Source organism: Bacteroidales bacterium MB20-C3-3, assembly GCA_035609245.1.
Lineage (GTDB): Bacteria > Bacteroidota > Bacteroidia > Bacteroidales > UBA932 > Bact-08.
Genome location: CP141202.1, coordinates 1979059 through 1992344, shown reverse-complemented (window position 1 = coordinate 1992344; position 13286 = coordinate 1979059). Strand labels below are relative to the sequence as shown.

The window sequence follows — 13286 nt, the reverse complement described above, 5'->3', positions numbered from 1 at the left end:
AGTTAAGAAATTTTGCAAAATGGAGTGAGTTGCTCAGCAATCATTACTGCATTTGTTGCAGCTCCTCGCCTTAAGTTATCTGCAACAATCCAGAGGTTAATTGAGTTTTGTGTGGAAAAGTCTCTCCGAACCCTCCCAACAAACACCTGATCTTTTCCAAATGAGTACAAAGGCATGGGGTACTGGTTAAGTTCCGGATTATCCTGTAGCTCCACTCCCGGAGTCTGTTTTAAAATCTCTACAATTTGCTCCATCTCAAACTCCCTTTCAAAGGTTACATTTACCGATTCCGAGTGACCTCTCTCAACCGGTACACGTACAGTAGTTGCTGTGACAGCAATTGAACTATCTCCAAAAATCTTTTGTGTCTCATTTATCATCTTCATCTCCTCTTTAGTGTATCCGTTATCGGTAAAGGAGTCTATGTGCGGAATCAGGTTTTTGTCAATAGGGTGAGGGTATGCATGGCCTCTCTGCTCTGCTGAAGGAATCTGATTTAATGAGGAGGCTCTCTCCCTCTCCAGCTGCGCAATACCTTTTTGGCCGCTGCCGGTGACTGACTGGTATGTTGAAACGACTATCCTCTTTATCTTTAGTTTATCGTGTAAACGGGCCAGGGCAACCACCATCTGGATTGTAGAGCAGTTGGGATTTGCTATAATCATATCTGAGGGGGTAAGATCGCAACCGTTAACTTCTGGTACAATAAGCTTAATCCTTGGATCCATTCTCCAGCAGGAGGAGTTGTCAATAACACGGCATCCCGCCTCTGCAAATCTGGGGGCCCATTCTCGGGAGATATCTGATCCTGCGGAGAAGAGGGCAATATCCGGCTTCATCCCCAAAGCATCTTTAACAGTAACAATTTTATCCGCTCCAATAAACTGACCAACAGACCTCTCTGAGGCCACTGGTATAAGGGTACTAATGGGGAAGCTGCGTTCCGAGAGAATCTCGGTCATCTTCCTCCCCACCACTCCTGTTGCTCCAATAACAGCTACTTTCATAAACCTGCAATTAGAATATCATTGAAGAGACCTGTTGCTGTTTGTCTAGCACCTGCACCGGCTCCTGATATAACTATTGGTGAGGGATAGTCCCGGCTTGTTATAATAATAGTATTATTTGTGCCATTCGTGCCAGCGAGCGGATGATCAGCAGGAAGAGACTGCACGCCTGCTCTGCATTCGGTTCCGGAAATTGTTGCAACATATCTTAGCTTCTCTCCTTTTGCCTCGGCAATTTTATATAGCTTCTCAACATCTTCAGGAACGAATGGCTTAACATCAACATCTTCCGGCTCTCTTAAAATCCCGATCTCCCTGCTCAAAATAAGGGCTTTGCGTCCAACATCGGTTCCGGAGAGGTCCTGCCTTGGATCGGGCTCTGTGTAACCCAACTCTTTTGCTCTGCTTACCAGAGAGGCAATACTCTCTGTCCCGTTGTATGAACTGAGCAGGTAGTTTAGTGTACCTGAAAGGATAGCCTCAATTTTCTCAATTCTGTCTCCTGACTGAACCATCTGTTTTATAGTCGCAATTACAGGCAAGGCTGCTCCTACTGTAGTCTCGTACAGAATTCTTTTTCCTGACGAGGCAAAGCTCTCTCTCATTCTGCTCCAGCTCTCAAGAGGAGCGCTAAGGGCAATTTTGTTGCATGTGACAACTGAGAACCCCTTCATTGCAAACTCTGAATATGATGAAGCAACAACTCCGTTGGCAGTACAATCTGCAAATATGCTGTTGTTTAAACCCATATCGGCTGCTCTTGAAAGAAAATTTGCAATGTCTGCATCCTCCCCTGACTCCAGCCACTCTGCAATTTTATCAGGGACAATTCCGGTTTTGGAGAGGAGCATTTTGCGACTGTTGGTTATCCCGGCTATTGCAATATCCTCCCTTTCAGAGAGAATAGAGATCAGCTGCTTTGCAACACTCCCGTATCCTGCAATAAAAAGGTTTATTCTCTCCCCTCTCTTTCCAAAAAACTCTTTATGGACAGCTCTCATTGCCTCATTGAAATCTTGGCTTGAAACTACTACTGATATATTCTTCTCGCTTGATCCCTGGGCAATAGCCCTAATGTTTATCCCTTCGCTTCCAAGTGCATTGAACATCTTACCCCCTGTCCCGGATTGGTTCTTCATATCGTCTCCAACAAGTGAAATTATTGAAAAACCTCTCTCCACGCTAAGAGGATTAACTTTTGAAAGGCTTATTTCATAAGCAAATGCACTGTCTGCAGCCTCCTTTGCTTTGTCAGCATCACTCTCCGATATTGCTACGCACATAGTATGGACAGAGGATGCCTGTGTAATAAGAATAATATTAATCCCTGCACCGGCAAGTGCTCCAAACAGTCGCGATGAGTAGCCCGGGATTCCCACCATTCCGCTACCCTCCATTGAGAGAAGAGCTATATTACTGCTCCCCGATATTCCTCGTATTTTTCCTCTGGTCTCCGGAGGAGAAGATTCAATATAGGTTCCCGGGGCCTGAGGGTTAAATGTGTTTTTTACTTCAATTGGTATTCCGCTCTCTATAGCCGGCTGGATTGTAGGCGGATATATAACCTTTGCCCCAAAATGAGATAACTCCTGAGCCTCTTTATATGATATATGTCTTATGCATTTAGCATCCGGAACAATTCTTGGGTCTGCAGTCATCATTCCATCTACATCGCTCCATATCTGAAGAACTCTTGCACCTGCTGCGGCAGCAAAGAGGGAGGCGGTATAGTCAGAACCTCCTCTGCCCAGTGTAGTAGTTCTCTTTTGCAAATCTGATGATATAAAGCCTGGGATTATATGAAGTCTGGATTTTTCTGAGCTTAGCAATTTGCGGATATTGGAGTATGTCTTGTTTATCTCTGCAGTATTTACATCTCCGTGTTTTACTGTCTTAACTATATCTCTTGAATCTTCCCAGTGATTACCTATCCCCATTGATGTAAATTTGACGCTGGCAATTCTGGTGGATAACAGCTCTCCAAAACTCACTATAAGGTCGAGAGAGCCCGGGCTTAACTCCCTAAGCGAACATACTCCTTTGCATACATCTCTGAGTTGATTGAAAATATTCTTGACCTTTAACTCAATTGCAGGACGAAAGTCTATTGGAATGAGTTCATCAATAATCTCAATATGACGGGATTCAAGACTGTCAATAATAGTGAGATATCTTAAATCCTGAGCGGAGGCAGCCCGGCCTGCCTCAATAAGGCTATCAGTACAGCCACCTATTGCAGACAACACAAGAATGGTCCTGTCTTTTTTTACCGCTTCTGCGGTAATTGCTGCTACTTTGGATATGTTTACGGCGTTAGCAACAGAGCTGCCGCCAAATTTCAGTACTTGCATATTAACTTATGAAATTTATGTGACGCTTCACAATCTTTTGGGTCTGTTCCCACTCAAGCAAAAAGCCATCGTGTCCCCATTCAGATTCAAGAAGTTCTAATTTAGAATTTTTTATGTATTTATGGAGTAATTTCTGCTCCTCAACAGGAAAAAGATTGTCGCTATCTATCCCCACAACAACAGTATTTGCCATGATCTTATCAAGGGCCTTTTCAACTCCGCCTCTTCCCCTGCCACAGTTATGGCTGTCAACCGATCTGGTCAGAGTATAGTAGGAGTAAGCATCAAATCTATCAGATAGTTTTTTACCCTGGTACTGCTGATAGCTACAGGCCATCTCTGCAAACAGGGCATCTTCATCTTTTTCAGACTGAGTAAGATAATACCCCTTGTAAGAGCGGTAAGAGATAAGTGCGATGGACCTTGCTCCCCTTAATCCTTTCTCTCCTCCCTTGATGTTTTTTGCCTCGGCAAAAGTACTATCTGCAAAAAGAGCCATTCTCTGAGACTCGTTAAAAGCTGTACCCCAGGCGGAAACTCGTGCATTACAAGCAATAACCAGCAAATTTCTGATTATCCCGGGGAACATTATACTCCACTCAAGAGCCTGAAACCCTCCAATAGATCCTCCTGCTATCAGATCAATATTCTCAATCCTTAACTCCTCTCTTAACAGATTGTGTGCTTTTACAATATCTCTTACTGTCACTTGAGGAAAGGAGAGCAGATAGGGTTCTCCTGAGGGAGAGAGAGTTGAAGGGCCACTACTTCCGTAGCAGGAGCCTATCATATTAGCACAAATTATATAATATTTCAGAGTGTCAAAAAGTTTTCCCGGGCCAACAAGGCCATCCCACCACTCTTCAGGATTTGAATTGGCCGTGAGTGCATGACAAATCCATATAACCTCTCTACCCGGCGTTCTGTTTCCGGTATGGTGGTAAACAATATCAAGCTCTTCCAGCCTCTCTCCGCTCTCAAAAATAAATCCATCCCTATATTTAAAAACCTCTCTGATCATAAACCAGCCCTCCTGAATGCCTGTTCGATATCTTTCCTGATATCATCAATATGCTCTATTCCAAGCGATATCCTCAGGGTATTTTCACCTATCCCTGCTGAAGCAAGGGCCTCTTTACTCAACTGAGCGTGAGTAGTTGAGGCAAAGTGAGTGATAAGAGTCTTGTTGTCTCCAACATTAACCAGGTGGCTAAGCAGTTCAAGTGAATTCACAAACTCTGAGGCACTCTCTCTTGTACCTTTAATATCAAATGAGAGAACGCCTCCAAATCCCCCCCGAAGATACCTTTTCCCATTTTGGTAATTTGGATTGCCTTTAAGGCCCGGATAATTAACCCTCTCTACTTTTGGGTGCAGCTCAAGCCACTCAGCCAGACGCTGAGAATTGGAGAGTACCCTCTCTAATCTCAAAGATAGTGTTTCACTCCCCTGTAGTATAAGAAATGCGTTGAATGGAGAGAGTGAACAGCCCCAGTCACGCAATCCTTCGGCCCTGGCTTTAACAGCGAATGCTATATTCCCTGCATCACTTCCGGGACCAAAGCTCTCCCAGAAGCTAAGCCCATGATATGACTCAGAGGGCTCTGTAAATCCCGGAAACTTACCGTTGCTCCAGTCAAAGTTTCCGCAATCCACAACTATCCCCCCGATTGAGGTGCCGTGACCTCCAATCCATTTAGTGGCTGCATGGGTAATTATATTTGCTCCCCATTCACGGGGTTTGAAGAGATATCCGGCTCCTCCAAATGTATTGTCTACAATAAGCGGAACACCATGCTTTGCTGCAAGCTCGCCAAACTTTTCAAAGTCCGGAATATAAAAATCTGAATTTCCTATTGTCTCTATGAATATTGCTTTAGTACGGGAGTCTATCAATCTTTCAAAGTTCTGAATATTCCCCTTTTGCGCAAAACGGAAATCTATTCCGAGTTTTGCAAAACTTATTCTGAACTGATTATATGAACCGCCGTAAAGAGAAGAGGAGCTTACTATGTTATCTCCGCTTCCTGCAATATTCTGTATTGCAAGAAACTGTGAAGCCTGACCCGATGATACTGCAACTGCTGCAGTTCCCCCTTCAAGAGCGGCTACTCTTTGTTCCAGAACATCTGTTGTTGGATTTGAAAGCCTGGTGTAAATATGACCGGGAGCCTTTAGCTCAAATAGCTGTGCGGCGTGGTCTGAGTTATCAAAAAGAAATGAGGATGTTTGAAATATGGGGGTTGCACAGGGTCCGTTTGAACCGGATTTAATACGACCTGCATGCACCTGCAGGGTGTCAAAATGTTGTGAATTCATTTTTAAAGAGAATGATGATGTTAGTAATGATATGACCGGATTTTATGGGGCCCGCCCAAAGGGCCTGCGTAAGACCCTTAAACTATGCCAGCATCTTGCGATGCATTCGCATCATCATCATCATTGATATGAAAGTCTCTCTTTTCATCACTTTAGTGAATTGCAAATCTATTTAATATTCACAACCGAACCAAATAAATTTTAAGAAAGCTACTTTTTCATCTCTTCAAAGCCTTTTCCGTATACTCCCATTACATTGCCTACACTAAGAAAAGCATCCTTGTCAATCTCCCTTACCAATCTGAAGACAAAATTGCTCTCTGTTCTTCTTACAATAAGCATGAGAATCTTTCCCTCTTTTTTTGTGTACCATCCCATCCCATCAATCACTGTAACCCCTCTTCCTGTGGGGGTTATTGCATCTGCAATCTGCTGGTATTTCTGCGAGAATATAAAAATCTGTATTGACTGACGAGCTCCGGACAATATTAAATCAACTGTATAGCTTGTCACGCTGATAAGTACAAAACCATAGATAATTATTGCTGCTCTCTCCCCTATTGAGGCTTCACTTGGTATTATAAGCGAACTTAGGATAATAAATATATCCATATAGAGAATTAGCTTGCCCGGAGATATATTCCTGTATTTATTTATCATTAGGGCAACAATATCGGTGCCTCCTGTGCTGCCGCCCTGAGTGAAAGTTATTGCAATACCGGCTCCTGAAAACACCCCCCCCATCATTGCGGATAGTAATTTCCCGTTGCCAATTGCAATATCCTCAATAAGCTCCTGTGGAATCAGACCCGGTAGCCGGTCCAGAAACAGTGTCACGGCCACAATTGCAAATACTGTTTTGACCCCAAAACCCTTTCCCAGAACTTTTAGTGCCACAGCAAGTAATGCTGCATTTATTATAAAAAATGACCAGCTTACAGGAAATCCTGTTGCATAAAATATAACTGCCGATATACCGGTTACTCCTCCCCCTACAAGGCCGCTTGGTATAAGAAATACAGTCCAGCCCAGCGCATAGAGAAGAAGGCCAAAAGTTATTATTGAGTAACTTCTGAGTCTCTCTAGGACTCTTTTTGTTTTTTGTTCCATAGCAACTTCCCGCTTTTTATCTGATCAAAACCCTGTCCGTATACGCTCATAACTGCCGATACAGATATGAATGCATTATTATCAATCTCCTTAACAATTGCACTTATGTCTGCAAGCTGAGATTTCCTGAGAATTACAACCAACATCTTACTTTCACTCTGAGAGTACCATCCCATTGATGAGAGAGCTGTAACTCCTCTCCCCATTTCACTGCTCACCCGGTCTGCAATCTCTGCATATTTTGATGAGAAAATAAAAACCTGAAGAGATTGTTTATTTCCGGTCAAAATCATATCAATAACATAAGAGAAGGATACCATCTCAATATATCCGTAAATTACATCCTCCAGAGATTTACCCGGTATAAAATAAACTGAGCCAATTATCACAAGATCACATATTATGAATACTCTGCCCGGTGACATCTCCCTGTATTTTGCAATAATCAGTGCCACAATATCTGTCCCTCCGGTACTTCCTCCCTGAAGGAAAATGATTCCAATTCCAATCCCGCTCATTGTACCTCCGATAAGAGAGTTGATAAGCTTGTCCTCAATATCAGAAACCCATGGGATAAGCGGAAGAAATTCAAACATAAGCGCAGCTACTGCAATACAGTAAATAGTCTTAAATCCAAACGCTTTGCCGAGAACAAGAAATCCTATCCCCAAAAGAACAGCATTAATTATCAGATAGGAATATGATACATCAAATCCTGTTGCATAGTTAATTACTGATGCCAGACCACTTACGCCCCCCCCGGCAATTTCGTGTGGAATAAGAAATGCTGTCCAGCTGAAGACAAAGATAAAGAGACCTATTGTCATTAACAGGTATGATTTCACAGTCTTTAATATCTGCATAATATCTATTCAGTTATATAAATTTCTGATTTTGAATAAGTAACAGCTTTACCCTTTATTACCACACCACTATCTTCAATTCTGCATTCAAGAACACCGCCTCTGCTGCTAATCTGTTTTGCCTGAAGAACACTCTTTCTTAATCTTTTAGCCCAGTAAGGAGCCAGAGTACAATGGGCACTGCCTGTAACCGGATCTTCCAGAATTGTTGCCTGAGGTGTAAAAAACCTGGATACAAAGTCACAATCTCTGCCGGGAGCTGTTATTATTACCCCTCCGGGATTAATGTTAATCTCATCAAAGATTGATCTGTTAATCTCTATTGACTCAACCTCATTTTGGGAAGGATAAACAAGCATATAGTCTCTCGCCTTGAATATCTCTTTTGGTTTGATGTTAAGGCTGTCAAATATCTCCTCAGGTAATGATGCGGGAACACCCTCTCTTACCGGAAAGTTCATAAGGTAGTAATCACTCTCCCTCTTCACGGCAAGAGGCCCTGAAACAGTATTAAATACAACTTCGCTGACACCATCTGACCTCTCTGTAAAAAGTATATGAGCAGATGCTAGTGTAGCGTGACCGCAAAGGTCCATCTCTATGTCCGGGGTAAACCATCTGAGATTGTATCCGGATTCAGTTTTAAGAATAAAAGCAGTCTCAGGTGCTGCGTTCTCTCTTGCAATAAGTTTTAGGAGGGTATCCGGCAGGGAGTTTTCCAGGAGAACAACAACTGCAGGATTTCCACCAAAGACCTTATCTGTAAAAGAGTCAACCTGATATGATACTATTTTCATTTCAGCAAACTACATTAATAATCTTACCGGGAACCACTATTATCTTTTTAATACCTCCCCCTGATAAAAATCGCAGGGTGTTTTCATCAGACCTTACTGCTGCTTCAATCTCTGCTGCAGATAGAGAACGATCCAACTCAAGTTTAAACCTCAGTTTTCCATTGAAAGATACCGGGTACTCAAATGTATTCTCAATTGTGAATTTCTCAATATAAGCCGGGAATTTAGCATAGGTAACGCTTGATGTATTGCCAAGCATTCCCCAAAGCTCCTCAGCTATGTGTGGGGCAAACGGGGAGATCAGTATTACCATTGGTTCAAGAACAGCCCTTTTGTTGCAGCTAAGCTCATACAGATCATTAACTGCTATCATAAAGGCGCTTACGCTTGTATTGAAGGAGAAACTCTCGATATCTGACTGTACTTTGCCAATAAGTTTGTGAAGCACTTTAAGTTCTGATGGATTAGCATCCTCTTCCGAGACAAAGAAGTTCTCCTTGTTGAAGAAAAGTCTCCAGAACCTTTTGAGGAATCTGTGAACTCCGTCAATACCATTTGTATCCCATGGTTTGCTCTGCTCCAGCGGGCCAAGGAACATTTCATACATCCTCAGAGTATCTGCTCCATATTTATCGCATACAGTGTCCGGGTTTACCACATTGAACATAGATTTACTCATCTTCTCAACTGCCCAGCCGCAAATGTACTCTCCATTTTCAAGAATAAATTCAGCGTTTTCATAGTCCGGCATCCATTTACGGAAGGCATCAATATCCAGGCGGTCATTGTTTACGATATTTACATCAACATGAATTTCAGTGGTATCGTATTCATCTTTTAGCCCGGTTGATACAAATTTACTGGTCCCTTTTATCCTGTAAACAAAATTGGATCTTCCCTGAATCATACCCTGATTGATAAGTTTACGGAAAGGCTCTTTTTCACAAACAAATCCGAGGTCATAAAGGAACTTATTCCAGAATCTTGAGTAGATAAGGTGCCCTGTGGCGTGTTCTGTACCACCTATATAGAGGTCAACATCTCTCCAGTAACTATTTGCCTCCTTTGAGACAAGTGCCTCTGTGTTCCGAGGATCCATATATCTCAGGAAATAAGCACTGCTGCCTGCAAAGCCGGGCATTGTGCTCTTCTCTAAAGGCCATCCGTCAAAACTCCAGTTTTCTGCCCTTGCAAGTGGTGGCTCACCGCTCTCTGTCGGAAGGAATTTATCTACTTCCGGAAGTTCGAGTGGTAAGGCCGAATGAGGCATCGGTGTAGCTATCCCCTCTTTGTAAAAAATGGGGAAGGGCTCCCCCCAGTATCTCTGACGGGAAAAAATAGCATCTCTGAGCCTGAAATTAACCTTTTTTCTGCCAATTCCTATGCGCTCCACCTCCTCAATTGCTGCAGGAATTGCCTGTTTTACAGTCATCCCATTCAGAAATCCGGAGTTGCACATAATACCCTCCTTTGCATCAAAACTCTCCTGCGAAACATCGCATCCCTCAATAAGAGGTATCACGGGGAGGTTAAAATGTCTGGCAAAGGCATAGTCTCTGCTGTCATGGGCAGGAACAGCCATGATTGCACCAGTGCCATAGCCCGCAAGTACATACTCGGCAATCCAAACCGGTATTTTTTCATTTGTAAATGGATTTATGGCATAACTGCCGCTGAAAACACCTGTCACTCTCTTGCTCTCTGCCATTCTCTCCCTTTCAGTCTTCTTTTTAGCGGCAGCAAGGTATAACTCAACCTCCTCTCTCTGTTCTGCTGTTGTTAGCCTCTCTACCCATTCGCTCTCTGGCGCCAAAACCATAAATGTGGCTCCAAAAACAGTATCTGCGCGGGTTGTAAATATCTCCAGACTATACTCCTGATTACCATTAGATACTTTGAAGGTCATCTCAGCCCCCTCTGAGCGTCCAATCCAGTTTCTCTGCATCTCCTTCAGGGAGTCACTCCAGTCGAGATCCTCCATATCCCTGAGCAGCCTTTCGGCATAGGCCGAAACCCTCAGCTGCCACTGTCTCATCTTCTTCTGTTCCACAGGATGACCTCCCCTTACAGATAGCCCCTCCTTAACCTCATCATTAGCAAGAACGGTACCCAATGCCGGACACCAGTTTACAGAAGTCTCTCCCAGATATGCAATTCTGTACTGCATAAGGATATCTGCCTTCTCATTCTCACTCATCGCCCTCCACTCCTCTGCCGAGAATTGGTTAACCTCACCGCAGGCAGCATTGACACCTGAATTCCCTTCCCGACCAAATATTTCTATAAGCTCCTCAACCGGTTTTGCCTTTTGATCTGTAATGCTGTACCAGTGCTCAAACATTTTGATGAATGCCCACTGGGTCCATTTATAATACTCAGGTTCACAAGTACGGACCTCTCTCTCCCAGTCAAAAGAGAAGCCTATTCTGTCCAGCTGCTCTCTGTATCTGGCAATGTTTTTCTCGGTTGTTTCGGCCGGATGCTGACCTGTCTGAATGGCATACTGCTCTGCCGGAAGGCCGAAAGCGTCGTATCCCATAGGGTGGAGTACGTTAAAACCCTTTAGTCGCTTGTATCTGCTGTATATATCGCTTGCAATGTAACCCAGCGGGTGCCCTACATGAAGTCCCGCACCTGAGGGATATGGGAACATATCCAGTACATAAAACTTGGGTCTCTCTTTGTCAATATCAGCTTTAAATGTCTTTTCAGAGGCCCACCTGGCCTGCCAGTATCTCTCTATCCGGGAAAAATTGTACTCCATTGTATTTCGTTTGAATCAAGCGACAAAAGTAATAAAATTTACTATCTCTTAAGCCTGAATTCTACCGGAACGGCAATCCTTACAGAGACAGGCTTCCCTCCAATCTTTGCAGGTTTCCAGTCTGGCGAGGCCTCTATTGTTTTTAAGGCCGCCTCGTCAAGGTCATAGTCAACAGACTTTATTATCTCCGCATCCTTCACTTTTCCCTCGTAATCAACAGTAAACTCAATAATAACCCTGCCACTAATCCCTTTTTCAATCGCACTCTCCGGGTATTTAAGGTACTTATATACCCACCTGTCTAAAAATCTTTGCTCCCTTCCATGCAGGAACAGTGCCGGGTTTTCAGTCTCCTCCTGCCTGTAAAGTCTTGGTTTACCATCCTCCTGATTAATCTCTCCCTTAGGAGCAAAAACAGTTCTGGAGAGCATTCTCTTCATATTTGCAGCATCAAGAGCAAGATTGAAAACATACTCTTTAGTCATCTCCATTACCTCGTAATTAAGCTCTTTTTCAACATCTCTTGGTGAATGATAATCTCTGTGAAGACCCGTTGTAAAGAGAGCTACCGGGATTCCATCTGCTGCAAAAGGCTGATGATCGCTTGGAAAGTAATCCGTTGCCTTAATTGTTGGTGTTGGCATCAAGGGCTTGTCAGAGACATCCTTAAGAAGTGTGGATAACTCAGCGTGAGGCATAACTGTATAAATGTAAAGATTCCTGCCCTCTACTGCTCTGCCTATCATATCAAGATTTATCATAAGGGAGATCTTATCCTTCTGTGCAAAAGCCCTGTTAACGAAATACCAGCTGCCTACCATACCCCTCTCTTCTGCCCCAAAAGCTGCAAAAATCACAGATCTTTTAAACATAAAACTTCTGCTCCTAACCATCTTTGCTACCTCAAGCATCACGGAGACTCCTGAGGCGTTATCATCGGCACCTCTGTATATGGTAAGAGAGTCCCTTCCGTTTACCTTTACTGTATTAAAACCCAGGTGGTCATAATGAGCTCCTATAAGTATGAATTCATTCTTAAGCTGAGGATCATAGCCCTCAACTATTCCAATGATATTCTGTGATCTGATAGTGTCTCCATTACTATTCACCAGTGAAAAATCCTGTCCCGGCAAGGGATAAAGTAGTTCAACGCTACTCTCATTAAATACCTTCCTTATGTACCTTGCAGCCATCTTTTCACCCTCGCTTCCGGCACCTCTTCCCATCAGGGAGTCGGCCACCAGAGCCTCAACATGTTTTCTGAGGTCAGCGCCTCTCTCATTTTGCGAGAATAGCCCTGCCGTCGCAAGGATCAGCAGAGCTACAATCAAAGTAAATTTCTTCATCGGTTATCTTGTTGGCAATACCTCCAGCCAGTAGCCGTCGGGATCATTTATAAAATATATGCCCATTTTGGGATTTTCATAGCAGATACATCCCATCTCCTGATGGAGTTTATGAGCCTCTTCATAATTATCCGTCCTGAAAGCAAGATGGAATTCATTATCTCCCAGATTATAGGGCCTCTCCCAATCCCTCAGCCAGGTTAGCTCCAGCTGATGACCTCCGGGGAGACCATCTGAAAGATAGACAATAATAAAAGATCCATCCTCAGGAGTAATTCTTCTTACTTCGTCAAGACCCAGGGCCTTTTTGTAAAAATCAAGACTCTTCTGCAGGTCAAGGACATTTATGTTATTATGTATAAATCTGAATTTTGCCATTTATTTATATTTATCTTATAAAATGAGGAAGCTCCGGGGGCAGCACTATAGAAAACTCAACCAAACCTTTGATTTTGCCACCCACTCTCCAGGGAGTCTGGTGTATCAACTTCTTTATACCATCTTTTTGAATAGTATATGAATTTGACTCCCCTGAAGCAAGCATACGCTGAATCATCTCCCAGGACTTCTCTCCGTGACACTCTCTCAGATTTTTACCAAGCAGCTCTCCGTACTTTTCAAATGTCTTTGCAGATTTTGAATTTCTGTATACAACCACTCCATCTGAATCGCAAACTGTAACAGCGCACTCAAGCTCCTCTGCCCAATCAAAATGCCTGACTTTCATCC

General features: G+C 43.3%; 11 protein-coding genes. All 11 read right to left on the bottom strand.

What is annotated here, in order from left to right:
- Positions 1–2: 2 nt before the first annotated feature.
- On the bottom strand, positions 3–1007 hold the full coding sequence (locus U5907_09105; GenBank protein WRQ32733.1) for an aspartate-semialdehyde dehydrogenase: 1005 nt from the start codon (positions 1005–1007) through the stop codon (positions 3–5).
- Positions 1004–3358: a bifunctional aspartate kinase/homoserine dehydrogenase I gene (thrA, locus tag U5907_09100; GenBank protein ID WRQ32732.1), complete on the bottom strand. Its 2355-nt coding sequence runs from the start codon at positions 3356–3358 to the stop codon at positions 1004–1006. Before thrA ends, U5907_09105 begins: the two co-directional genes overlap by 4 nt.
- A 1-nt stretch (position 3359) precedes the next feature.
- Positions 3360–4379, bottom strand: a complete 1020-nt coding sequence (gene metX, locus U5907_09095) for a homoserine O-acetyltransferase (GenBank protein WRQ32731.1) — start codon at positions 4377–4379, stop codon at positions 3360–3362.
- Complete coding sequence (locus tag U5907_09090) at positions 4376–5677, bottom strand: O-acetylhomoserine aminocarboxypropyltransferase/cysteine synthase family protein (GenBank protein WRQ32730.1); 1302 nt, start codon at positions 5675–5677, stop codon at positions 4376–4378. Before U5907_09090 ends, metX begins: the two co-directional genes overlap by 4 nt.
- Before the next feature lie 210 nt (positions 5678–5887).
- Positions 5888–6787, bottom strand: a complete 900-nt coding sequence (locus U5907_09085) for a YitT family protein (protein ID WRQ32729.1) — start codon at positions 6785–6787, stop codon at positions 5888–5890.
- A complete protein-coding gene (locus U5907_09080; protein WRQ32728.1) occupies positions 6760–7650 on the bottom strand; it encodes a YitT family protein in 891 nt (296 codons plus the stop codon). Before U5907_09080 ends, U5907_09085 begins: the two co-directional genes overlap by 28 nt.
- A 5-nt stretch (positions 7651–7655) precedes the next feature.
- Positions 7656–8447 (bottom strand): PhzF family phenazine biosynthesis protein, encoded by a 792-nt coding sequence (locus U5907_09075; GenBank protein ID WRQ32727.1) that lies wholly within the window; start codon positions 8445–8447, stop codon positions 7656–7658.
- A 1-nt stretch (position 8448) separates the two neighbouring features.
- Positions 8449–11211 (bottom strand): leucine--tRNA ligase, encoded by a 2763-nt coding sequence (gene leuS, locus U5907_09070; GenBank protein ID WRQ32726.1) that lies wholly within the window; start codon positions 11209–11211, stop codon positions 8449–8451.
- 41 nt (positions 11212–11252) lie between these two features.
- Positions 11253–12557 carry a TonB family protein gene (locus U5907_09065; protein WRQ32725.1) on the bottom strand — a complete coding sequence of 435 codons (1305 nt, stop codon included), beginning with the start codon at positions 12555–12557 and terminating at the stop codon, positions 11253–11255.
- 3 nt (positions 12558–12560) lie between these two features.
- Complete coding sequence (locus tag U5907_09060; protein WRQ32724.1) at positions 12561–12935, bottom strand: VOC family protein; 375 nt, start codon at positions 12933–12935, stop codon at positions 12561–12563.
- 10 nt (positions 12936–12945) lie between these two features.
- On the bottom strand, positions 12946–13284 hold the full coding sequence (locus U5907_09055) for a PAS sensor protein (protein WRQ32723.1): 339 nt from the start codon (positions 13282–13284) through the stop codon (positions 12946–12948).
- Between the last annotated feature and the right edge of the window lie 2 nt (positions 13285–13286).

Coding starts and splice junctions, on each gene's coding strand:
- U5907_09105 (WRQ32733.1), bottom strand. CDS start 1,007: ATGAAAGTAGCTGTTATTGGAGCAACAGGAGTGGTGGGGAGGAAGATG.
- thrA (WRQ32732.1), bottom strand. CDS start 3,358: ATGCAAGTACTGAAATTTGGCGGCAGCTCTGTTGCTAACGCCGTAAAC.
- metX (WRQ32731.1), bottom strand. CDS start 4,379: ATGATCAGAGAGGTTTTTAAATATAGGGATGGATTTATTTTTGAGAGC.
- U5907_09090 (WRQ32730.1), bottom strand. CDS start 5,677: ATGAATTCACAACATTTTGACACCCTGCAGGTGCATGCAGGTCGTATT.
- U5907_09085 (WRQ32729.1), bottom strand. CDS start 6,787: ATGGAACAAAAAACAAAAAGAGTCCTAGAGAGACTCAGAAGTTACTCA.
- U5907_09080 (WRQ32728.1), bottom strand. CDS start 7,650: ATGCAGATATTAAAGACTGTGAAATCATACCTGTTAATGACAATAGGT.
- U5907_09075 (WRQ32727.1), bottom strand. CDS start 8,447: ATGAAAATAGTATCATATCAGGTTGACTCTTTTACAGATAAGGTCTTT.
- leuS (WRQ32726.1), bottom strand. CDS start 11,211: ATGGAGTACAATTTTTCCCGGATAGAGAGATACTGGCAGGCCAGGTGG.
- U5907_09065 (WRQ32725.1), bottom strand. CDS start 12,557: ATGAAGAAATTTACTTTGATTGTAGCTCTGCTGATCCTTGCGACGGCA.
- U5907_09060 (WRQ32724.1), bottom strand. CDS start 12,935: ATGGCAAAATTCAGATTTATACATAATAACATAAATGTCCTTGACCTG.
- U5907_09055 (WRQ32723.1), bottom strand. CDS start 13,284: ATGAAAGTCAGGCATTTTGATTGGGCAGAGGAGCTTGAGTGCGCTGTT.